16 protein-coding genes are annotated in these 21797 nt (G+C 60.9%); 8 read left to right on the top strand and 8 right to left on the bottom strand.

Annotated elements, in window-relative coordinates:
- Positions 1-4 precede the first annotated feature (4 nt).
- Positions 5-1591 carry a RimK family protein gene (locus tag AB5I78_RS13170; protein ID WP_145165668.1) on the bottom strand — a complete coding sequence of 529 codons (1587 nt, stop codon included), beginning with the start codon at positions 1589-1591 and terminating at the stop codon, positions 5-7.
- A gap of 94 nt (positions 1592-1685) precedes the next feature.
- Here AB5I78_RS13170 and AB5I78_RS13165 point away from each other — a divergent pair, with 94 nt between their 5' ends.
- Positions 1686-2786, top strand: coding sequence for a peptidase C39 family protein (locus tag AB5I78_RS13165; RefSeq protein WP_369302316.1), 1101 nt, complete (start codon positions 1686-1688; stop codon positions 2784-2786).
- Here AB5I78_RS13165 and sfnG read toward each other — a convergent pair.
- Positions 2770-3855: a dimethylsulfone monooxygenase SfnG gene (gene sfnG, locus AB5I78_RS13160; RefSeq protein WP_242197192.1), complete on the bottom strand. Its 1086-nt coding sequence runs from the start codon at positions 3853-3855 to the stop codon at positions 2770-2772. The two genes, AB5I78_RS13165 and sfnG, sit on opposite strands and share 17 nt — an antisense overlap.
- A gap of 265 nt (positions 3856-4120) precedes the next feature.
- Between sfnG and AB5I78_RS13155 the strand changes: the two genes are divergently transcribed.
- Positions 4121-5359 (top strand): acyl-CoA dehydrogenase family protein, encoded by a 1239-nt coding sequence (locus AB5I78_RS13155; protein ID WP_145165671.1) that lies wholly within the window; start codon positions 4121-4123, stop codon positions 5357-5359.
- Positions 5360-6118: 759 nt separating this feature from the next.
- Here AB5I78_RS13155 and AB5I78_RS13150 read toward each other — a convergent pair.
- Entirely contained in the window at positions 6119-6904 is a 786-nt protein-coding gene (locus AB5I78_RS13150; RefSeq protein ID WP_145165672.1) for a sulfite exporter TauE/SafE family protein, read from the bottom strand.
- Between the two features lie 81 nt (positions 6905-6985).
- A complete protein-coding gene (locus AB5I78_RS13145; protein WP_369302317.1) occupies positions 6986-7765 on the bottom strand; it encodes a methyltransferase domain-containing protein in 780 nt (259 codons plus the stop codon).
- Between the two features lie 137 nt (positions 7766-7902).
- Here AB5I78_RS13145 and AB5I78_RS13140 point away from each other — a divergent pair, with 137 nt between their 5' ends.
- The 3 genes from AB5I78_RS13140 (at position 7903) to AB5I78_RS13130 (ending at position 9803) form a co-directional block, all read left to right on the top strand.
- On the top strand, positions 7903-8424 hold the full coding sequence (locus tag AB5I78_RS13140) for a DUF3455 domain-containing protein (RefSeq protein WP_369302318.1): 522 nt from the start codon (positions 7903-7905) through the stop codon (positions 8422-8424).
- Between the two features lie 168 nt (positions 8425-8592).
- Positions 8593-9120 carry a sigma-70 family RNA polymerase sigma factor gene (locus AB5I78_RS13135; RefSeq protein ID WP_369302377.1) on the top strand — a complete coding sequence of 176 codons (528 nt, stop codon included), beginning with the start codon at positions 8593-8595 and terminating at the stop codon, positions 9118-9120.
- The gene (locus AB5I78_RS13130) at positions 9117-9803 is read left to right on the top strand and encodes an anti-sigma factor domain-containing protein (RefSeq protein WP_242197205.1); all 687 of its coding nucleotides are present in this window, start codon (positions 9117-9119) and stop codon (positions 9801-9803) included. The genes AB5I78_RS13135 and AB5I78_RS13130 overlap by 4 nt, the downstream gene beginning before the upstream one ends.
- Here the strand turns inward: AB5I78_RS13130 and AB5I78_RS13125 are convergent, their stop codons facing one another.
- Both AB5I78_RS13125 and AB5I78_RS13120 read right to left on the bottom strand, forming a co-directional pair.
- Positions 9804-11105 carry an ATP-binding protein gene (locus tag AB5I78_RS13125; protein WP_369302320.1) on the bottom strand — a complete coding sequence of 434 codons (1302 nt, stop codon included), beginning with the start codon at positions 11103-11105 and terminating at the stop codon, positions 9804-9806.
- A 3-nt stretch (positions 11106-11108) separates the two neighbouring features.
- The gene (locus tag AB5I78_RS13120) at positions 11109-11810 is read right to left on the bottom strand and encodes a response regulator transcription factor (RefSeq protein ID WP_145165677.1); all 702 of its coding nucleotides are present in this window, start codon (positions 11808-11810) and stop codon (positions 11109-11111) included.
- Positions 11811-12098: 288 nt separating this feature from the next.
- Between AB5I78_RS13120 and AB5I78_RS13115 the strand changes: the two genes are divergently transcribed.
- Genes AB5I78_RS13115 through AB5I78_RS13105 form a run of 3 tightly spaced genes read left to right on the top strand, consistent with a single transcriptional unit; the run spans position 12099 to position 17058 of the window.
- Positions 12099-13256 (top strand): efflux RND transporter periplasmic adaptor subunit, encoded by a 1158-nt coding sequence (locus AB5I78_RS13115; RefSeq protein WP_369302321.1) that lies wholly within the window; start codon positions 12099-12101, stop codon positions 13254-13256.
- A gap of 18 nt (positions 13257-13274) precedes the next feature.
- Positions 13275-16364 (top strand): multidrug efflux RND transporter permease subunit, encoded by a 3090-nt coding sequence (locus AB5I78_RS13110; RefSeq protein WP_369302322.1) that lies wholly within the window; start codon positions 13275-13277, stop codon positions 16362-16364.
- Between the two features lie 52 nt (positions 16365-16416).
- Positions 16417-17058: a DUF1345 domain-containing protein gene (locus tag AB5I78_RS13105; protein ID WP_106577860.1), complete on the top strand. Its 642-nt coding sequence runs from the start codon at positions 16417-16419 to the stop codon at positions 17056-17058.
- 72 nt (positions 17059-17130) lie between these two features.
- On the opposite strand, the gene AB5I78_RS13100 is transcribed toward AB5I78_RS13105, so the two are convergent.
- Positions 17131-19413, bottom strand: a complete 2283-nt coding sequence (locus AB5I78_RS13100; RefSeq protein WP_369302323.1) for an autotransporter outer membrane beta-barrel domain-containing protein — start codon at positions 19411-19413, stop codon at positions 17131-17133.
- A gap of 252 nt (positions 19414-19665) precedes the next feature.
- Positions 19666-21741 carry a hypothetical protein gene (locus AB5I78_RS13095; RefSeq protein ID WP_369302324.1) on the bottom strand — a complete coding sequence of 692 codons (2076 nt, stop codon included), beginning with the start codon at positions 21739-21741 and terminating at the stop codon, positions 19666-19668.
- Between the last annotated feature and the right edge of the window lie 56 nt (positions 21742-21797).

Genomic DNA, 21797 nt, shown 5'->3' with positions numbered 1-21797 from the left:
CGCGTCACCACACCTGGCCCTGGCGCTTCAACTCCAGGCGCCGCACGAACTCCTCCAGCACCAGCGCGTACAGGTCGTCTTGCAGGTAGGCGTCTTCGATACCGGCGTCCATGTTGGGGTTGTCGTTGACCTCGATCACCACCACCTTGTCGCCGGACTGCTTGAGGTCAACACCGTAAAGGCCGTCGCCGATCAGGTTGGCGGTCTTCACCGCCAGCTCCACCACCGCCTTGGGCGCTTCGTGGACCGCCAGGGTGCGGCATTCGCCGTTGATGTCCTGGCCGATAGCCTTGTGGTTGTAGATCTGCCAATGGCCCTTGGACATGAAGTACTGGCAGGCAAAGATCGGCTTGCGGTTGAGTACACCGATGCGCCAGTCGTACTCGGTGTAGAAAAATTCCTGGGCCAGCAACAGCACCGAATGCTCGAACAATTCAGCGGTGGCCTTGAGCAAGGCCTCCTGGCTTTCCACCTTGATCACACCGCGCGAGAAACAGCCGTCGGGGATCTTCAACACCAGCGGGAAGCCCAGGCGCTCGCCCACCCGCTCGAAATCTTCCGGTCGCTCCTTGTACAGAATCTCGGTGGCCGGCATGCCCAGTTGGTGGCTGTTGAGCAGGTCGGTGAGGTACACCTTGTTGGTGCAGCGCAGGATCGACGCCGGGTCATCCATCACCACCAAGCCTTCGCTCTCGGCCTTTTTGGCGAAGCGGTAGGTGTGATTATCGACGCTGGTGGTCTCGCGGATCAGCAAGGCGTCGTACTCGGCGAGGCGCGAGTAATCCTTGCGCTCGATCAGTTCCACATCGATGCCCAGGCCCTTGCCGACCCGCACGAAGTTTTCCAGGGCGCGGGCATTGGAGGGCGGCAATTGCTCCTGCGGGTCGTGCAGGATGGCCAGGTCGTAGCGGGCCAGCCTGCGTGAACGCGGTTGGCGCCAGATCTTGCGGCTGAAGTTGTCCAGGGCGTGGGCAAACTGGTCTTCCTGGTCATCACGCAACTTGTGCAACACGCCGGATTTGACCCCTTCGATGTGCCAGCCGTTATTCTTGCGAAACTCAACTAACAGAATCGGGCACGGGAAGGTTTCAAACAACTGACGGGCCAACTCCTGCAACGGCTCTATATTGGTCCGACCAAAGTAAAGTGTCAGGGTAAAGCCTTCGGTATTGCTGTAGAGGTGATGACTCAAGGCTTTATCGAGGGTTTTATCCAGGTCATCCAGCGACAGGCCATACAGCGACTTTTTCGTCAGTTCACTGATGGTGCGCACCGACGGAATCACCTTGTGCCCGCGCGCCTCGGCCAACAGCGAGCAGTAATAACCATGCCCCAGGTATTTATAGCTGCGGCACAGGTTGATCACCTGCACGCGCTTGCCCGTCTCGCTCTCGCGGGTTTGCTCAAGGTATTCCTGCGCGGTGACGATGTCTTCGCTGGGAAAGTAGGAGGCCCAATCTTCCTTGCGTTCGACAATAATCACGACTTGACTGGAGCCTTTAAGGGGAGGAGAAAAATAACCCGTGGAAGTTATTGTCGCCGCGACAGTTTGCTCGGATACTTCACGCCAATGACTTTGTACCGCCGACATAATATTTGATCCGCTTTAGAGAACTCGACCTTTTCTATTAAGCACGATCTTTTAGAGAAGTCCCGTTTCGTTACGCAACTTTTACGGCGGTCATATGGCTCTTTCCTTTCGCGTTGCAACCCCCGCTGACGTGCCCGAATTGGTGGCACTGGAACAGCACTGTTTCACCACCGACCGGCTCTCGCCGCGCAGTTTCCAGTGGATGATCAGCCGCGCTCATGGCCAGTTGCTCGTCGCCGAAAATGATGGCGTTTTGCTCGGTTACGCCTTGGTGCTGTTCCATCGCGGCACCTCACTGGCGCGCCTGTACTCCATCGCCATCGCCGAACACGCACGCGGCATGGGCCTGGGCAAGCAGCTGCTTTCGCGCATCGAAGCCTGCGCCGTGGCGCATGATTGCGCCTACCTGCGCCTAGAAGTGCGCACCGACAACCCCGGCGCCCTCGCCCTGTACGAGCGCAATGGCTACCGGCGCTTCGCGCTGATCAATGACTATTACAAAGACCATGCACCGGCCCTGCGCCTGGAAAAACGCATCGTCCAGCACCAGGACGCGCGCCCGCAAAACGGGCCGTATTACCAGCAAACCACCGACTTCACCTGTGGCGCCGCGTGCCTGCTGATGGCCATGGGCGCACTGGTGCCGACGCGCGTGGCCGGCCGGCGCGAAGAGCTGCAAATCTGGCGTGAAGCCACCACCGTGTTCATGACCGCCGGTCACGGCGGCTGCAGCCCGCAAGGCTTGGCCCTGGCGGCGTGGCGTCGGGGCTTTCGCGTACGCATGCAGGTGAATGTGCGCGGCCCGCTGTTTCTGGACGGCGTGCGCGACCAGCATAAAAAGGACGTCATGCGCCTGGTGCACGAGGCGTTCGAAGAAGAACTGGCCGGCAGCGACGTCGAGCAGGTGTTCGGCGGCGCGTTGGATTTGCCGCAGGTACTGCGCGATGGCGGGCAGCCGCTGGTGTTGATCAGCAGCTACCGCCTCACCCGCTCCAAGTCGCCACACTGGGTGATGGTCACCGATTGCGACGACGACTTCGTCTACCTGCACGACCCGGATGTAGACCACAGCCAGCACCGCCAGCCCCTGGACTGCCAGCACTTGCCGGTCAGTCATGGGGAGTTCGAACGCATGTGCCGCTTTGGCAACAACAAGTTGCGCGCGGCGGTGGTGCTGTTCAAGCCACTTGCTTGATACCGGCCTTGGCTTCCAGCTCACGTACCAGCGGCAACACGCGTTTGCCGAAGTACTCGACTTCCTCCTGGAAGTGCAGGAAGCCCGCCAGCACCAGGTCCACACCCACGGCCTTGAGCGCAACGATGCGCTCGGCAATCTGCTGCGGCGTGCCGATCAGGTTGGTCTTGAAGCCGTCGTTGTACTGCACCAGGTCTTCGAAACTGGATTTGGCCCAGTTGCCCTCGCCTTCCGGTGAAGCTTTGCCGGCCTGCTTGGCCGCGTCACCAAAGGCATTCACCGCCTCCGGGTCGGCTTTGTCGATGATCTCGGCAAGAACGGCGCGGGCTTCTTCTTCGGTGTCGCGGGCGATCACAAAGGCGTTTACACCGACTTTGACCGAATGGTTATTCGCCGCCGCCTTGGCGCGAATGTCATCGACCTGAGCCTTGATGCCTTGCGGGGTGTTGCCGTTGGTGAAATACCAGTCCGACACGCGCGCCGCCATGTCCCGCGCCGCGCGCGAGCTGCCGCCCTGGAACACTTCCGGTTGGCCCAGGGGCTTGGGCTTGAGGGTGTAATTGTTGAAGCGGTAGAAGTCGCCCTTGAAGGTGAAGTCGTCCTGGGTCCAGATGCCTTTCAACGCGCGGATAAACTCCTCGGAACGGCGGTAACGCTCATCGTGCTCCAGCCAGGGTTCGCCGATGGCCTGGAACTCGCCCTTGAACCAGCCACTGACGATGTTCACCGCGATGCGGCCATTGGTCAGTTGGTCGATCGTCGCCAGTTGCTTGGCCGCTAAGGCCGGCTGCCACGGGCCGGGCAAGATGGCCGCGATCACCTTGAGCGTGGTGGTCGCCGCCAGCAGCGCATGGCTGAAGGCTACGGATTCATGCTGGTTTTCCGCGCCGTAGCCGGCGGTGAAGCGAATTTGCGTGAGGCCGTATTCAAAACCGGCCGCTTCGGCCAACTGCGCCAGTTTGCGGTTGTAGTCGATGCCCCAATGGGTGCGTTGCTCGATCTTGCTGACCACCAACCCACCGCTGACGTTGGGCACCCAATAGGCAAATTTCACGGCTTGCTGACTCATCTGGCAGTACCTCGCACGAAGGGATGTTCCAGGGCTAGAGCAGCAAGCGTGCCAGGCCGGTGCAAACGCCCTGGCCATGGGCGTCGCGGTAAAAATCCCCATCTCGCAGGGCTGAGCCGCCAATGTCATGGATTACACCGATTTGTCGATCTGCTGTTGCCGGAGCAACAGTGGATGGCTTTCATCCCCTGCAAACACGGGCTGCAGCCATCGGCACGAACTGTGCAATCACCCAAGGACTGATACTGCCAAGGAGCTGCCCCCCATGAGCGAACAACACGTCATCAACCCGCTGTCCACAGGTGTCGATTACCCCACGTTGGCCGCGCGTTTTCGGCCGATCTTCCAGCGCATTGCCGCAGGTGCGGTAGCGCGCGAACAGACCCGCGCCCTGCCCTATGAACCGATCCAATGGCTCAAGCAGGCCGGCTTTGGCGCCGTGCGAGTTCCGGTGGAATACGGCGGCGGTGGCGCGTCGCTGCCGCAGTTGTTCGAGTTGCTGATCGAGCTGGCCGCTGCCGATTCGAATGTGCCCCAGGCGTTGCGCGGGCATTTCGCCTTCGCCGAGGACCGTCTGAATGCGCCACCCAGCGCTGGCCGCGACCTGTGGTTCAAGCGCTTTGTCGAGGGCGACATCGTCGGCTGCGCCTGGACCGAAATCGGCAACGTGGCCATCGGCGAGGTGGTCACTCAGGTGAGCCCCGACGGCGATAAATGGAAACTCAACGGTGAAAAGTTCTACAGCACCGGCAGCCTTTTCTCCGACTGGATCGACGTGTACGCCCAGCGCAGCGATACCGGCGCCGATGTGATCGCCGCCACCCGCACGCGTCAGCCTGGCGTGGTGCAAAGCGATGACTGGGACGGCTTTGGCCAGCGCACCACGGGCAGTGGCACCAGCCGTTTTACCGATGCTGTGGTGGACGCGGAAAACGTTATCGACTTTGCCACCCGGTTCAAGTACCAGACCGCGTTTTATCAGCTGGTGTTGCTGGCGAGCCTGGCCGGGATTGGTCGTGCGGCACTTAGCGACGTGGCTCATCAGGTGCGCAGTCGCAAACGCATTTACAGCCATGGCAATGCCGCGCATGTCAGCCAGGATGCGCAGGTTCAACAAGTGGTAGGTGAAGTGGCGGCGCTGGTGTATGCCGCCGAGGCCAGTGCGTTAAAGGCGGCAGTGCCGGCGCAACAGGCGTACCTGGCGCGGTTTGCCGGGGATGAGGTGGCCGAGCGGGAGGCGAATGTGGCGGCCGAGATTGAATCGGCGACGGCGCAGGTGGTGGTGTCGGCGCTGGTGCAGCGGGCCACCACGGAGTTGTTCAATGCGCTGGGGGCGTCGGATGTGCGCCAGGGTAAAGCGCTTGATCGCCACTGGCGCAATGCGCGGACGGTGTCGTCGCATAATCCGGTGATCTACAAGGCGCGGATTGTGGGGGACTGGGTGATTAACGGCACTGAGCCGCCGTTTGTGTGGCAAATCGGGAATGGACCGGCCAAGGGGTAGGCTTTTTGATCGCTCAGGGTTGGGGGTATATCCGTTGGTTGGATGATGGCTGAGATAGGTTCCGCCCTTACGGCGGGTCACTCTGGAAAAGCCCCAAAGTAACCAAAGGGCTCTTGCCCCACCACTCGGCACCTCGCTCACGCTTCGGTGTGCCTGAGATCAAAAGCAGAGCACGGCGGCCTGGTAGCCGACCTGTGTTTAGATCAAAAGCACCGCCGAGGCGGCCTGACAGCCAACCTGATCCTTGAAGCTGAACTCAATCAAATGTGGGAGCTGGCTTGCCTGCGATGGCATCAACCCGGTGGGCCTGATGGACCGAGTTGTCTGCATCGCAGGCAAGCCAGCTCCCACAGAAAAGCCAAGCAGTGAGGTGCTGGCATCTTCAATCGGTCAACTTGTGGGAGCGGGCTTGCTCGCGAAGGCGGCCTGCCAGTGACACATGAGCTGACTGAACCACCGCATTCGCGGGCAAGCCCGCTCCCACATTTGGATCTCTGTGCGTCAGGTAGGTGGGTGTCGGTTGTACTCGGTCGAAGGTGGGAGCTGGCTTGCTCGCGAAGGCGGTGTGCCAGTGACACATGGGCTGACTGAACCACCGCATTCGCGGGCAAGCCCGCTCCCACATTTGGGTGTCTGTGCATCAGATAGAGGTGTGTTGCTGTGATTTTGCCAAAAGTGACCCGCTGTAAGAGCGGAACCGCCAGCCGCCGTTACCGCAGCAACGGATATGTACTCACCCCACTCAGAAACCTGAAAACATCAGAACGCCAACTTATAGCCAATAGTCATCAACATAACCGCCAGACAAGGCCGCAACACACCATCAGGAACCTTACCGGTCATGTGACTCCCCAGGTAAATCCCCGGCAACGACCCCATCAGCAAAAAGCCCAGCAAATGCCAATCCATATTCCCCATGCTCGCGTGCCCCAGGCCCGCGACCAACGTCAGCGGCACAGCATGGGCAATCTCGGTACCCACCAGCCGACGCGTCGCCAGAAACGGGTACAGAATAAACAGCGCCACGGTCCCAAGCGCACCCGCGCCGATGGACGTCAGGGCAACCATGGTGCCAAGGATCGCACCGGTCACCACCGTCAACAGGTTCAAGTTGCGCGAGCTCATGTGATAGTCATCACCCGCATGCCGCTGTGCAAAAGCCAGCAGGCTTTTCTTGAACAGAATCGCCAGCGCCGTCAGCAGCAACACCACACCAAGCGCCTGCTTGATCACCGCGTTCATGGCGCTGGGGTCGGTATGCAGACTGGCAAGGAACCACAGGGTCAGCAGCACCGCAGGCACACTGCCCAAGGTCAGCCAACCCGTGATGGTCCAGTCGATATTCTTGTTCTTGCTGTGCACCAGCACGCCACCTGATTTGGTGATGGCCGCGTACAACAAGTCAGTGCCCACGGCGGTCGCCGGGTTGATGCCGAACCACAACAGGATCGGGGTCATCAAAGACCCACCACCGACACCGGTCATGCCGACGATAAAACCAACCACCAGGCCGGCGATGACAAAACCAAAGTTACCCACATCCATACAGCTACCCGCGGCCTTATAAATTTCTGGCCGCAGGATAGCGATTTTTCTTATAACGACTTATATCAATATGATCTGACTTTATGCCTTTTGTGTCAGCCGTTGACAGACGTAGGCCTGCGTCTGATACGGAAACGCCACAGTGTCACGCCCCCGCAAGGCAGGGTGCGTGTCGATCAGTGCCTGCAATTGCGCGGTCACGCGGGCTTTCTGGGCGGCGGGCAGCGCCGCGATAAAGCTCACCGACAGGAAGCGATCCATGATCACCTCCTGAGGGCTGCCGACATGCTGATAGGCAAAACAGGTCATTTCGGGTGCGGAAAAATACTCGCCGGTGAAGGCTTCGCGCCAGCGGCCTGTATGAAAGCGCGGCGTGTCGCCCTCATAGGGGGTGACGATGTCGGTGATGGCGGCGACCCAATCCACCGATTCATCGCGCACATTCCACACCAGCCCCAGGCGCCCATCGGGTTTGAGCACGCGGTGGATTTCTGCCAGCGCGGCTTCGGTAGAAAACCAATGGAACGCCTGCGCACAGACCACCGCATCGGCGACGGCGGTTTCCAGGGGAATGGATTCGGCGGTGCCATTGACCAGGCGCACATCGGGTAACAGTTTATTGAGCTGCGCGCCCATCGCTTCGACCGGTTCGACCGCCACCAGCGTTGGCGCCAGGGTGCTGAGCAAACGGGTGAACTTGCCGGTACCGGCGCCCAGGTCGATTACCGTCGATTGCGCATCGATGTGCAGCGCATCAGTGAGCCAGCCGGTGAGTTGTCGTGGATAGTCGGGCCGGCCTTGGGCGTAAGTGACGGCCTGGGCAGAGAAACCCTGTTGAGCAGACGTGTGAACACCAGTCATTGCCAATCTCTCCTCGGGTAAAGCGGGGGCACAGTGTGCGCCCTTGCGTATTTATTTTCTAATCACTGCATCCAATCGAGCGCGGCCTGGGTAGTGCTTACAGTGACCCCGCTGTTTTACTCAATGGAGAAACACCGATGAACGCTAAAGCACTGTTCTGCCTGACCGCCCTGCTGGCCGCCGCGCCAACAGCTTTCGCCCAGACCGGCCTGCCCGACAGCATCAAGGTGCCGGATGGGCACAAGGTGGCGCTGGAGACCACAGGCGTCGGCGAAATCACCTACGAATGCCGCGACAAAGCTAACGCTCCCGGCCAGACCGAGTGGACGTTTGTCGGCCCCAAGGCGGTGTTGAACGACCGCAGCGGCAAGCCAGTGGGCACCTATTTCGGCCCACCGGCTACATGGCAAGCCCAGGACGGTTCGAAAATCACCGGCACGCAGTTGGCCGTGGCGCCGTCCAGTGCGGGCAACCTGCCGTACCAATTGGTCAAGGCCAACCCGGCCGAAGGCAAAGGCGCAATGAGCGGTGTGAGTTATATCCAGCGCGTGGCGCTCAAGGGTGGCGTGGCGCCGAGCACCGAGTGCAGCGCTGCCAACAAAGGCACGCAGGCAGTGGTGAAGTACCAGGCCGACTACATCTTCTGGGCGGCCAACTGAGAACAAACTCGGCTACGCTGCCCTTGTAAGGGCCGGCTTGCCGGCGAGGGTCGTCAACGATGACGCAGGGCACCTGGGTTTACGCTGCGCCCGTGCCCTTTTTCGCCGGCATGCCGGCGCCCTGCAGTGCGGTGGCGATTGTTATGACAATGGTGGAAACACGTGGCCTTGCCTGACGCCGATTTTGATTACGAAACCTGTCTGCTGGCCTGCGCCCGTGGGGATCAACGCGCCTTGCGCCAGCTCTATGAGCAGGACAGCAGCCGTTTGCTCGGCGTGGCTTTTCGCATTGCCAGGGACAAATCCCTGGCCGAAGACATCGTGCATGACGCGTTTATCAGGATCTGGCGGGGCGCCGGCAGTTTCGACCCCAACCGCGGCTCGGCGCGCGGCTGGGTGTTCAGCGTGACCCGGCACCTGGCGCTCAACGCCGTGCGCAATCACTACCGCGAAGCCCCCCTGGGCGACGCGCACGAGCACATCGCCACAACCGACACCTTTGAATTCGCTTCGCGCTCGGGGCAGGTCCACGCCTGCCTGGAGCAGCTCGACCCGGCCCGTCGCGCGTGCATCCTGCATGCCTACGTCGACGGCTATTCCCACAGCCAAATCGCACAGAAACTGGACACCCCGCTGGGGACCGTCAAAGCCTGGATCAAACGCAGCCTCGCTGCGCTGCGGGAGTGCATGGCATGAGCAACCCTCTGGACGAACTGGCTGGCGAATACGTGCTGGGCACCCTGCCCGCCGCGCAACGCGCCGAGGTTGAGCAGCGCTTGTCCGAGGATGCCGAGTTGCGCGCGGCGGTGGACGCATGGGAGCAGCGCCTTTTGCCGCTGACCGCATTGGCCGAACCGGTGCCCCCTTCTGCCCAGCTGTGGCGGCGCATCGAGCGCACCGTCACGCCTGCCGACACCCGCGCCGACCTGCACACATCGTGGTGGAACCTGCTGGCACTATGGCGCGGTTTGGCCGGTGCGGGGCTGATGGCGACGTGGGTACTGGCGACGCTGCTGCTGACCCGCCCGCCCGCTGCTGAACCCACTTTTGTGGTGGTATTGGTGGCGCCGCAAAGCCAGGCTCCGGGTTGGGTGATCCAGGCCAGCAATACTCAGCAGATCCAGTTGATTCCATTGGGTGTGATGCAAGTGCCTGCCGACAAGGCGCTGCAGTTCTGGACCAAGGCGGATGGCTGGCAAGGCCCGGTGTCGCTGGGGTTGGTCAAGCCAGGGCAGACGCTGTCGGTGCCGCTGGACAAACTGCCGCCACTGGCGCCCAACCAATTGTTCGAGCTGACCCTGGAAGATCCGAATGGCTCGCCGACCGGCAAACCCACCGGGCCGATCCAGGCGATCGGCCGCGCCGTCAAGGTGCTCTGATCAGCCGACGCTGGGCAACCACAGCCGGAACCGTGCCCCGCCCAAGGGTGACGCCTGGGCCGTCAACGTGCCGCCCTGGGCCTCCATCGCACGCCGGCTGATGGCCAGGCCGAGGCCGAAGCCTCCGGTGGCACGGTCGCGGCTGCGGTCCAGGCGATAGAAAGGTTCGAAGATCCGCTCACGCTGGTCTAGCGGAATGCCGATGCCATCGTCATCCACCCAGATCTCACAACCCTTGGCACACACTTTGACGCCCACCTGAATGCGCTTGTCGCAGTAGCGCGTGGCATTGCGCAACAAGTTTTGCAGCGCGCGGGCGGTGAGGCGCGGGTCGAGGCGGAAGCGCTCCACCGCGCAATCGAGCGCCACGTCGATGACAATCTCGGGGTTTTCCAGTTCGTCATCGACGCTGCCCAGCACGCTGTCGACAAACTCGTCGAGCACCACGTCCACTCGCTCCGGCAGTTGCGCCGGGTTTTGCAGACGGCTGTAGGACAGCAATTCCAGCACCAGCTCGTCCAGCTCACGAATGTGCGCCACCAGGCTTTGCAGGCGCTCGCGGCTGGCTTGGGGCAAGTCTTCGGACAACGCCAGCGCCAGGCCGAAATCCAGGCGGGTCAGCGGCGTGCGCAGTTCATGGGAGACCGCATTGAGCAGATCGCGCTGTTGATTGAGCAGGCGCTCGATATCGTCGGCCATGGTGTCGAACACCGACGCCAGGCTGCCAATGTTGGAACTGGGCGGAATCTGCGTGCGCTCGCCCAGGTTGCCCTTGCCCAGTTGTGCGGCGGTGCTTTTCAGGCGCTCCAGGTCACGCCAGTGCGGACGCAGCCAGAACAGCAGGCATGCCAGCAGCGCGGCGCCGATCAGCACGTTCATCGACCAGTACAGCAGGTTCATGTCCATCGGGTCGGGGGGAATCGTCAGCTTGACCGCAAACTGCTGGTTGACCGGCGAACTGATTTCTTCCATCCAGCCCCATTCGCCAAGGCGGATCACCGGCTTGCCCTGCTCCAGCAGCTTTTCTTCGGCGGGCGTGTAGCTGGCGTCCTGGCGCAACAGCAGTTTGACTTTCAGCGGCGCAAAGTCGCGGCCCAACTGCTCGGTCACCTGGGACCAGCGCTCAACCGGCACGCGCAGGTATTGTTTGACGATGAGCGTCTGCATGCCACGGGTCTGCTCGACGTTGTAGTCCATGTAACGGTGTTCGAACAGCTGGATCACCAACCGCGGAATCAGGAAGATTGCCGCACTGAAGGTGATGATGGTGATCAGGTAGAGGCGCAGCAGGACACGAAACATGGATCAGCATTCCCACTCGGAACGGCTGAACAGGTACCCCTTGCCCCACACGGTCTTGATCTTGCGCGCCTCGCCCGCGTGATCGTCGAACTTGCGGCGCAGCTTGGAGATGGCCACGTCCACCGAGCGGTCGGTGCCGTTGAACTCGATACCACGCAGGCGCTGCAGGATCTGGTCGCGGCTGAGCACTTCACCGGCGTGCCGGGCCAGCACCACCAGCAGGTTGTATTCACCGCTGGAGAGCTCCACGGCCTGCTCGCGCCAGCTCACGGTGCGCTCCGACAGGTCGATGCACAGGTTGCCCATGACGATCTGGTCGTTGGCCGCCTGGGGTTCGGACAGGCTGCTGCGGCGCAGCAAGGTGCGTACACGGGCGAGCAGCACGCGCGGCTCGCAGGGTTTGGTGACATAGTCGTCGGCGCCCATTTCCAGGCCCAGCACCTGGTCGTGACTGTCGTCGCGCGCAGTGAGCATCAGGATCGGCAAGCCTGCCGAGTCTGCGCGCAGCAAGCGGCACACCTGCAGGCCATCGAGGCCAGGCAACATCAGGTCGAGGATCACCAGGTCCGGCGGGTTGAGGCGCGCGCGTTCGCGTACGTGGTCGCCACGGCTGAGCACGCTGACATGGTAGCCATTGCGCTCCAGGTAGCTGGCAATCAGCTCGGAGAGTGCGGCGTCGTCTTCCACCAGGAGGATGTTGGGCATGGTGTTTCCAAATAATGCAGTTCATCAGGTGTACAGAAACCCAATGTGGGAGCGGGCTTGCTCGCGAAAGCGGTGGTTCAGTGGATAGATTTATTGGCTGATCCACCGCCATTAGGGGCAAGCCCCCTCCCACATGTGATCTTTGCTGTTTGCAGGATTGTGCAAGGATATACGCCCTCAGGCGACTATGGGTCGCACCTTACATTTCTTCACAGACGAGCTACACAGCTTCACAGCACCACGGCGCAGGTGTCTTTAGGATGCGCCAGTCAATATTGGGATATGAGCATGTCGAAGAATCTGTTTGCGCCGTTTTGCCTGCTGGCCCTGGCGCTCGCCCTGAGCGCATGTGGCCAGTCGGCGGACGAGGCGCCGCAAATGCCCCTGGCCAAAGTGCGCATCGAGACCCTGCAGGCCAAGCCCTTGTCGATCACCAGTGAACTGAGCGGGCGGATCGCCGCGCCGCGTATTGCCGAAGTGCGCGCGCGGGTGGCCGGTGTGGTCATGCAGCGCGTGTTCAAGGAAGGTCACGACGTGAAACAGGGCGACGTGCTGTTTCGCATCGACCCGGCCCCGTTCAAAGCCGACCTGGACAGCGCCCAGGCCAACCTGAGCAAGGCGCAGGCCAACGCGTTCCAGGCGCGTCTGCAGGAGCAGCGCTACAGCCAGTTGGTCGAAGGCAACGCCATCAGCGGCCAGGATTACGACAATGCCCGCGCCGCCGTGCGCCAGACCAATGCCGAAGTCGCCGCCAACAAAGCCGCCGTCGAGCGCGCCAAACTCAACCTGGGCTACGCCACCGTGACCGCGCCGATCTCCGGGCGCATCGGCCGCGCGTTGGTCACCGAGGGCGCGCTGGTCGGGCAAAACGAAGCCACGCCGCTGGCGATCATCCAGCAACTGGACCCGATCCACGCCGACCTGACCCAGTCCACCCGCGAGTTGAACGACCTGCGCCGCGCCTTCCGTGCCGGCAGCTTGAAGCAGGTCGGCCAGGACCAGGCCAAGGCCACGCTGATCGAGGACGACGGCAGCCTGTACCCGCTGCCAGGCAAATTGCTGTTTGCCGAAATCAGCGTCGACCCCGGCACCGGGCAGATCATCCTGCGCAGCGAATTCCCCAACCCGGACCTCGACCTGTTGCCCGGCAGCTTTGTACGCGTGCGCCTGGAACAGGCGGTGGACAAACAAGGCATCAGCGTGCCGCAACGCGCCATTACCCGCGACAGCGCCGGCATCCCGATGGTGCTCTTGCTGGACGCCGAACAGGTCGTCAGCCAGCAACCGGTGGAGCTTGGCGCGGTGATCGAGGATCGCTGGATCGTCAGCAACGGACTCAAGCCCGGTGACCGCATCATCGTCGAAGGCCTGCAACACGCACGCCCCGGTGAAAAAGTCGAAGTGGACGACAGCCCTGCGCCGAATGCCCAGGCCTCGGTCCGCTAAGCAAAGGAATACCTGACAATGCCGCAGTTCTTTATTGACCGCCCGATCTTCGCCTGGGTGGTCGCCCTGTTTATCTTGCTGGCCGGCGCGCTTGCGATCCCGCAGCTGCCGGTGGCCCAGTACCCCAACGTCGCGCCGCCGAAGGTGGAAATCTACGCGGTGTACCCGGGCGCCTCGGCCCAGACCCTGGACGAAAGTGTGGTCAGCCTGATCGAGCAGGAGCTCAATGGCGCCGATCACCTGCTGTATTTCGAGTCCCAAAGCAGCCTGGGCTCGGCGACCATCACCGCGACGTTCCAGCCGGGCACCGACCCGGAAATGGCCCAGGTCGATGTGCAAAACCGTCTGAAGGCGGTAGAGCCGCGCTTGCCGCAAGCCGTTACCCAGCAAGGGTTGCAGGTGGAGAAAGTCTCTGCCGGGTTCCTGCTGCTGGTGACCCTGACGTCCAGCGACGGCAAGCTCGATGACGTGGCGCTCAGCGATTACCTGGCGCGCAACGTGATGAACGAGCTCAAGCGCATCGAGGGCGTGGGCAAGGCGCAGCTGTATGGCGCCGAGCGTGCGATGCGTATCTGGATCGACCCGCAGAAACTGATTGGCTTCAACCTTACGCCCGCCGACGTCAACGCCGCGATCAGCGCACAGAATGCGCAGGTCTCGGCGGGCAGCATCGGTGATTTGCCGGGCACCAGCACCCAGGAAATCACCGCCGCCATTCTGGTCAAAGGCCAGCTGTCGACGCCGGCGGAGTTCGCCGACATCGTGCTCAAGGCCAACCCGGACGGCTCCACCGTGCGCATCGGCGATGTGGCGCGGGTGGAAATCGGCAGCCAGGAATATCAGTTTTCCACGCGCCTGAACGGCAAGCCGTCCACCGCCGTCAGTGTGCAGCTGTCGCCAGGTGCCAACGCGCTGAGCACCGCAACGCTGGTGCGGGCGAAGATGGACGAGCTGTCGCGCTACTTCCCGGCCAATGTGGAGTACAAGATCCCGTACGACACCTCGCCCTTCGTCAAAGTCTCGATCACCAAGGTGGTTTACACCTTGCTGGAAGCCATGGCGCTGGTGTTTGCGGTGATGTTCCTGTTCCTGCAGAACGTGCGCTACACGCTGATCCCGACGCTGGTGGTGCCGATTGCGCTGATGGGCACGTTCGCCACCATGCTGTTGCTGGGGTTTTCGATCAACGTGCTGACCATGTTCGGCATGGTGTTGGCCATCGGCATTCTGGTGGACGATGCGATTGTGGTGGTCGAAAACGTCGAGCGCATCATGGCCACCGAGGGTCTGTCGCCCAAGGAGGCCACGCGCAAAGCCATGGGCCAGATCACCGGAGCCATCGTCGGCATCACCTTGGTGCTGGTCGCGGTGTTCCTGCCGATGGCCTTTATGCCGGGCTCGGTGGGCGTGATTTACCAGCAGTTCTCGCTGTCGATGGCCACCTCGATTCTGTTCTCGGCGTTCCTGGCTTTGACCCTGACCCCGGCCCTGTGCGCCACGTTGCTCAAGCCGATTGCCAAGGGCGAACACCACGCCAAGCGCGGTTTTTTCGGTTGGTTCAATACGCGTTTTGAACGCCTGACCGACCGCTATGAAGGCTGGGTGGCCTACGCCCTCAAACGCAGCGGCCGTTACCTGCTGATCTATCTGGTGCTGCTGGTGGGCCTGGGCTGGATGTTCAGCCGCCTGCCCTCCTCGTTCCTGCCGGTGGAAGACCAGGGTTACACCATCACCGACATCCAGCTGCCACCGGGTGCGAGCAAGAACCGCACGGTGCAGGTGGCCGAGCAGATCGAGGCGCATAACGCCCAGGAGCCTGGGGTGGGCGATACCACCATGATCATGGGCTTCAGTTTCTCTGGCTCCGGGCAGAACGCGGCGCTGGCGTTCACCACGCTCAAGGACTGGTCCAAACGCAGCAGCGACGATTCGGCGGCGGCAATTGCCGACCGCGCCAACGCCGCGTTCAGCGAGCTCAAGGATGCGATTGCCTATGCGATCCTGCCGCCGCCGGTAGATGGCCTGGGCACCTCCAGTGGTTTCGAGTTCCGGTTGCAGGACCGTGGCGGTGTCGGCCATGCCGCCCTGATGGCGGCGCGTACTGAGCTGCTGGCGGCCGCCGAGAAAAACCCGATCCTGGCCAACGTGCGTGAAAGCGCCCTGGCCGAGGCGCCGCAAGTGCAGTTGGAAGTGGACCGCAAGCAGGCCAATGCACTGGGGGTTTCCTTTGCTGACGTCGGTAATGTGTTGTCTTCAGCCATCGGCTCGGCCTACATCAACGACTTCCCCAACCAGGGCCGTATGCAACGGGTGGTGGTGCAGGCCGAAGGCGATCAGCGCAGCCAGGTGGCGGATTTGTTGAAGATCAATGTGCGCAACAACGCCGGCAAGATGGTGCCGTTATCGGCATTTGTCGAAGCCAAATGGACCCAGGGCCCGGCGCAGCTGACCCGCTACAACGGCTACCCCGCCATCGCCATCAGCGGCGAAGCGGCGCCAGGGCACAGCACGGGTGAAGCCATGGAAGAAATCCAGCGCCTGGTCAGCCAACTGCCCGCAGGGCTGGGCCAGGAATGGACCGGTTTGTCGCTGCAGGAGCGTTTGTCCGGCTCCCAGGCGCCGTTGCTGTTGGGCCTGTCGCTGCTGATCGTGTTCCTGTGCCTGGCGGCGCTGTATGAAAGTTGGTCGATCCCGACCTCGGTGTTGCTGGTGGTGCCGCTGGGCGTGCTCGGCGCGGTATTGGCGGTGAGTTTGCGCGGCATGCCTAACGATGTGTTTTTCAAGGTCGGCTTGATCACCATCATCGGCTTGTCGGCGAAGAACGCGATCCTGATCATCGAATTCGCCAAGGATTTGTATGAGCAAGGCGAGGACCTGATCGACGCCACCTTGAAAGCGGCGCGCCTGCGTTTGCGGCCGATCATCATGACGTCGCTGGCGTTTATCCTCGGCGTGGTGCCCCTGGCGATTGCCACCGGCGCCAGCTCCGCCAGCCAGCAAGCCATTGGCACCGGGGTGATCGGCGGGATGATCACCGCAACACTGGCGGTGGTGTTTGTGCCGGTGTTCTTTGTGGTCGTCATGAAGTGGGTGCGCAAGCGTCCATAACCCGTCCGAAAATGCGCTATGGTGCTCACAACCTCTCTTGTTGTGAGCACCTATGGCCTTCCTCGCCCGCACCCACCCTCGCCTTTCATCCGCCGCCGTACTCGGCCTTGCCGTGGGCATTCTGGCGCCTGCCGATACGCTGATCAGCAAAATCCTCATCGGCTGGAACGCCGGCGTCTGGACCTACCTGCTGCTGATGCTATGGCTGGCGACCCGTGCTCGCGCCGACGACGTAAAACGCATCGCCGAGATTGAAGACGAAAACGCCGGGCTGGTGTTGTTCATGGTGTGCATCGCGGCAATTGCCAGCCTTGCGACCATCACGGTGAACCTGGTGGGCAGCAAAGACCTCGACAGCACAGCGCGCCTGCTGCATTACGGCTTTACCGGCATGACCGTGGTCGGCTCATGGTTGTTGACCGGGGTGATTTTCAGCGTGCACTACGCGCGCCTTTTCTACACTTGGGAGGGCGAGGAGCCGGCATTGCGTTTTGCCGAAGGCTTGCGCAACCCCAACTATTGGGACTTCCTGTACTTCTCGTTCACCATCGGCGTGGCGGTGCAAACAGCCGATGTGGGCGTGGCCACGCGCGGTCTGCGCAAAGTTGTGCTGGGCCAGTCGTTGATCGGTTTTTTGTTCAATACAGCGATTCTGGGTTTTTCGATCAACATTGCCGCAGGCTTGTTCAGTTAGGCCCAGCGCGCTGATCAGACGGGCGAAAAAAAGGGGAAGCCAAGGCTTCCCCTATCCACGTGCACACGTACTTTAGAAGGCGTACTGCAACCCTGCAGTTGCGCCCCAAGGCATGTCGTACGCCTTGCCTTTGCTGTGACTGACTTCGGCATGCAGGCTAAGGTTTTTCGACAACGAAACAGCCATGCCGCCCGCGACCTCGACGCTCGCGCCCGAAAGGTTGTTATTAAACCTCTGATCGTTGATGTACACCCGGTTGTCCGGACTGAAATCACGCGCCGCCGCCGTGCGCAGGTACGGCTGCAGAATGCTGCCGCTGTCCAGCTGGACATTTTTGCCCAGGGTGACACCTACTTTGCCGATGGCTGACGTGGCACGATCGCTCTTTGCCTTCAGGCCGTTGTCCATGGTGTAGTTGGCGCCGCCAATGGCGGCGATGGACAACTGGGCAAACGGTTCAACATACAGGCCCTCATCATCGAGCTTGATGTTTCTGCCCACCTCGGCAGATGCGCTCACCGCGTCTTGCGTGTATTTGCCTTTGGCACGTTGGCCGTCGCTCATGTTGACCTGGCTTTGGCCTTTGAGTTTGTTGACCTTGCCCACCAGGTCGACGTACACGCCGCTTTCTTCATCCAGCCAGGTTGCATAGGTACCCAGGTAGTAGCTGTTGACCATACCGCTGCTGCCACGGCTCAGGCCCAGGGTTGAGTTGCTGTAACCGCCCATGACCCCCAGCGTCCACTGGCCATCACCCGCATCCAGCGCCGTATCGGCACCAATGGTCAGGCCGGTCTGGTTCTGTGAGTAGCCCACGCCGTTGCTGTTGGCCGCCACGTCAATCTTGTTGCCGTAGCCGCGCATCCACAGGCCCTGGCTCTTGCCCTGGCCAAAGCGGACTTCGCCCATGCGGGTGCGCAATATGCTCGACTCACCCACCAGTACCGCAGGTGCAGCGTTGGCCAATGCCAGCACGGCTTTGGCGCTGGTACTGGTGCCCTTTTTCTCGGTGTCCAGGTACCAGTCGGTGCCTTCCTGCTTGAGCCCATATTCGAAAGCGCCGACATCGACGGTATCGCCCACCAGCCCGAACCTGGCGCCGCCGCTTTCGGTGTGTACCACTTTGATGGCCTCACCGGTGGCCAACTCCGAGCCACTGGCGCCAATCAACAGTTGGTGATTGCCTTCGGCGTTGCCATTGACATTCAACAGGTCGGTCTCGCCGGTGTTGAAGTTGGTGTGCATTTTGAACGTGCCGTTACCGGTCAGGTTATTGGTGTTCAGTTGGAAGAATTGGCCCGGGGCGCCAAAGACTACGTTGCCGCCGCCCATTTTCAGGGTATTGACCTGGCTGTCACCCACCAGCACCCACTGGGCATTGCTGTTGACGTCGAGTTGCTCGACATTGCGCAACTGGCCAGTGAGCGAGGCATTGTTGTTGAGTTGCACCATGCCCGTGCTGCCCGCGCCAATGACCACGTCGCCGGTCAACTGGCTGTTGTCGACGAACAGGTTGGCGCTGGAGTTATTGTCCACTTGAAGCAGCACACCATTACCGCTGAGCAGGTTCGAACCGTTGAGAACCTGGATATCAGCCTTGGTGCTGTTGGTGAGCGGCGGATTGACCAGGATGGCTGAGCCGCTTTTGCCCTGGACCACGGAATTATCCAGGATCAAGGAGTTGGTCCGCGTCAGATCCCCCTCCATGCGCATATTGACGCCGTTCACCCCGCCAGTAATAAGGCTGTTATTGCGCGCCACAGCGTCGGCATTAAGCAGTACCAAACCTATACCTGTCGCAGCCGTAGCGTCGACGCGGGCATTGTCCAGGTTCACCGTGCCGTAGCCGGCGGCGGAAATACCGCGAGTTGCACCGATAACACTGCTGTCTTTTACCGTGAGGGATGAACCATCCGTGCCGCCTGTCGTTCGGGTGACACTCACCCCCCAACCCGTGGCATTGGTGACCGTACTGTTATTGGTGATTAATGCACTGCTGTTACCCGCGACCGAAATGGCCTGGGTGATCGTGGGGCGCGCCGTCACCTGGGAGTTATCAACGACCACTTTCGATTGCAGTCGGGCTTCGATATCTAACGTTTTGCTGCCCGGCTCCAGCGTCAAACCGGCGTTAACCATTTGAATCTGCCGGGTCGTCGCACCGTGCGCAATCAAGCTTGATCCGCCAGACAGCACATAGTTATCAAGCGGCGTAGCGGCCGATATCGACGTATTGGGCAAAATGACTTGGGTTTGCGCGTGCGCAGTGGGAGCCACCAGGAACATTAACGTGACGGCCGGGGCTGACAACGCAAGGCTCAAGGGTGTTGGTTTGAAGTTAAATACTGCCGACATATAATGAACCTCTAGTTCCTGCACGAAACAATAGGGCGGGTTCCAAATCTGGTGGGACCCAGCCCATTAAGCGGCGCCATGATTGACGAGCACTCGCTTAAAATCTGTAGGATTTCTCCCAATCAATCTGATAAAAATCAACAGCTGCTGTGGGGCTATGGCGCCCTCTGCGCCTTTAAAGGAATCAATACAAAGTTGGGAGTACCAAAGAGGATGCCGCCCCTCTTTGGTAACTACCCCTGTATTTAAATACTAAGCAGGCACCACGCCGCCGGCACAATAGTTGGAACTTCCCGTGCCTGGACGGAAACCCCGCACACGATAATTGGCGGGAAGCGAAGGCACTGTTTGCCCCAGATATTGAGTATCAAAGGTTACTGTTGCCGAACCTTGGGTCAACAACGAGCGGTTGGCGTTGATCGGGTTAAACAAGACCGTAGAACTTACGTCAAATGTAAGGTCCCATCCAATACTGGCAGCCGAGGCGTCGGGCACTGTAAAAGTTCGAGACTCGGTGACCACGGACGGTGGTGTCTGGGTATTATTCTGGAACCCGACGAACGTCACGTTTATAAGTTGCCCCGCGCTCAAATAATCCGAGCCTGGAATATGAATGACCAATCTGCCGCTGTTAATCGGCCTCAGCGTGTCGCAGTTCAGCGTACCGGTATTATTAAGGACTCTCGGCGCTTCCATTCGCAAAATGACAGAGTCGACGATCACCGTTGTATTGACCGACACACTCGGGTTTGCACTGGCCGCCGACGTGATGGTGTAAGACGCCAACTGCGTAGGGCCGCCCAACGCTCTGATATCACTGAAGGGAATGGTGAAATCCACGAACCCACTGGCAGGCAGGGTCACGACATTCTGCGCTTGCAGACGGCCACCATAATTCAAGGTCACCGTGAACGGCAGTGAGTCGGCGGGCAATGCGGGCGTCGTCCACAATGGAATTCGAGCCCTTGCTGCCAGATTTACGTCATCAGCCTCCAGATGGTTATCAGGCCCGAATGTGCCCCCGGCGCGCATCGCCTGGACCACCACTGGCGACAGGTTGGGATTCAAGTTCCCAGGCCCCACGATCACCGGCCCCACAGGCCCAACGATAGACAGGTCAAGATCGAACGGTGTTTCCAAAGGCGGCGTCGGATAGGTGGTTGCGCCGCGACGCACGACGTACGAAGCCGTTACAGGCACCCGGTTCTTGCCGGGTGTTTGAGGCCCGTACAGCGTATCCACATTGGCCGCCGTGAACAGAGCCGGCACCGGGAATGCAGTAGTGCCCAGCGCCACCGTGACCGGAATTGAGGCGAACGCTGAGCTCAGCGTAACGACGATTTCATCTGTAGGGCGCAGCGCATTCGTGTAGCTGGGAACCAGCACTCGCACGCCGCCTCCCGACACCACATCAGCACGGTCAATCAGGCCATCGCCGGGCACTGCCAGTTCAACCGTTGGCGCAGAAAATTCGGTGGGCAATGGCGCCTGTGCCAGGTCTGCCAGATCCAGGCTGTACGAGAGCTCGGAGGGGTTGCCGGCCACGTCAAACAGGCGGTAGCGCATACTGAAGTTGCCCCTGCGTTCAGCCGCGACAACACTCGCCGGCAACGGAAGCGTCAGGGGCACAGCCGGATCAATCCGGAATTTTGTTTCCGGGTTAGGCGGCGCAAACGCGTAAGGCTTATCCGAAGAGCCGAAAAACATTTCGACGTAATCGCCATCGGATAACCCGTTTTGCGCATCATAGGGAATCGGAAACAGCGCCGTCTGGTTTGGCTGACTCTGAATATAGGCAAGGTCCAGAGGCCCGACCAAGCCCACCGGCAGCGAGGGTTCCGGCGGATTGACGCGGGGGCGGTCGTAGGGAGACGTCTCGTCGACGACCAGCAGCTGCGGGACTGAAAAGTTATCGACGCCCGAGTCGGCGATGAGCACCCGGTACCTGACCAAATACACACCAGGGGGACGATAGGCTTGCGGTATTGCCACCGGCACTGGATCGGGTTGACTTGTCAATCGGCGTTGAAACCGGGTGCTGCTGGAGCCGAAATAGGCATCTTCGGCCTCTACATCCAAACCACTCAGATCCAGGTACGGAGCAATCTCGACAGTTAATACATCCATCGCCGCAGGGTCGGTACTTGCGCCGTCCCACAGGGGAATATTCAAATTGGTGGACTGTCCTTTTGAAGCCGCACGCGTCAGCAACCCCGTGTATCCAATCACTTGGTCAGCAAACACGCCAAGTTGAAATCTTTCGGGCGTGTAATCGGAGGGCGCCCTAGGTACAAAAGCATCTATGATTTGTCTGTTTGTAAGTTCCATTATCTTGCTCCGGACAGTTAAACCGCTAAGACCAAAATGCGCTTCGCCAAGTGAAT

The organism is Pseudomonas sp. N2-3-1-14, assembly GCF_041228395.1.
Lineage (GTDB): Bacteria > Pseudomonadota > Gammaproteobacteria > Pseudomonadales > Pseudomonadaceae > Aquipseudomonas.
Note: the sequence above shows the minus strand (reverse complement) of the source record. Positions and strands in the feature narration are given on the sequence as shown.

Bases quoted from the DNA above. Each gene is read 5' to 3' on its own strand.
- AB5I78_RS13170 (WP_145165668.1), bottom strand. From the start codon at position 1,591: ATGTCGGCGGTACAAAGTCATTGGCGTGAAGTATCCGAGCAAACTGTC.
- AB5I78_RS13165 (WP_369302316.1), top strand. From the start codon at position 1,686: ATGGCTCTTTCCTTTCGCGTTGCAACCCCCGCTGACGTGCCCGAATTG.
- sfnG (WP_242197192.1), bottom strand. From the start codon at position 3,855: ATGAGTCAGCAAGCCGTGAAATTTGCCTATTGGGTGCCCAACGTCAGC.
- AB5I78_RS13155 (WP_145165671.1), top strand. From the start codon at position 4,121: ATGAGCGAACAACACGTCATCAACCCGCTGTCCACAGGTGTCGATTAC.
- AB5I78_RS13150 (WP_145165672.1), bottom strand. From the start codon at position 6,904: ATGGATGTGGGTAACTTTGGTTTTGTCATCGCCGGCCTGGTGGTTGGT.
- AB5I78_RS13145 (WP_369302317.1), bottom strand. From the start codon at position 7,765: ATGACTGGTGTTCACACGTCTGCTCAACAGGGTTTCTCTGCCCAGGCC.
- AB5I78_RS13140 (WP_369302318.1), top strand. From the start codon at position 7,903: ATGAACGCTAAAGCACTGTTCTGCCTGACCGCCCTGCTGGCCGCCGCG.
- AB5I78_RS13130 (WP_242197205.1), top strand. From the start codon at position 9,117: ATGAGCAACCCTCTGGACGAACTGGCTGGCGAATACGTGCTGGGCACC.
- AB5I78_RS13125 (WP_369302320.1), bottom strand. From the start codon at position 11,105: ATGTTTCGTGTCCTGCTGCGCCTCTACCTGATCACCATCATCACCTTC.
- AB5I78_RS13120 (WP_145165677.1), bottom strand. From the start codon at position 11,810: ATGCCCAACATCCTCCTGGTGGAAGACGACGCCGCACTCTCCGAGCTG.
- AB5I78_RS13115 (WP_369302321.1), top strand. From the start codon at position 12,099: ATGTCGAAGAATCTGTTTGCGCCGTTTTGCCTGCTGGCCCTGGCGCTC.
- AB5I78_RS13110 (WP_369302322.1), top strand. From the start codon at position 13,275: ATGCCGCAGTTCTTTATTGACCGCCCGATCTTCGCCTGGGTGGTCGCC.
- AB5I78_RS13105 (WP_106577860.1), top strand. From the start codon at position 16,417: ATGGCCTTCCTCGCCCGCACCCACCCTCGCCTTTCATCCGCCGCCGTA.
- AB5I78_RS13100 (WP_369302323.1), bottom strand. From the start codon at position 19,413: ATGTCGGCAGTATTTAACTTCAAACCAACACCCTTGAGCCTTGCGTTG.
- AB5I78_RS13095 (WP_369302324.1), bottom strand. From the start codon at position 21,741: ATGGAACTTACAAACAGACAAATCATAGATGCTTTTGTACCTAGGGCG.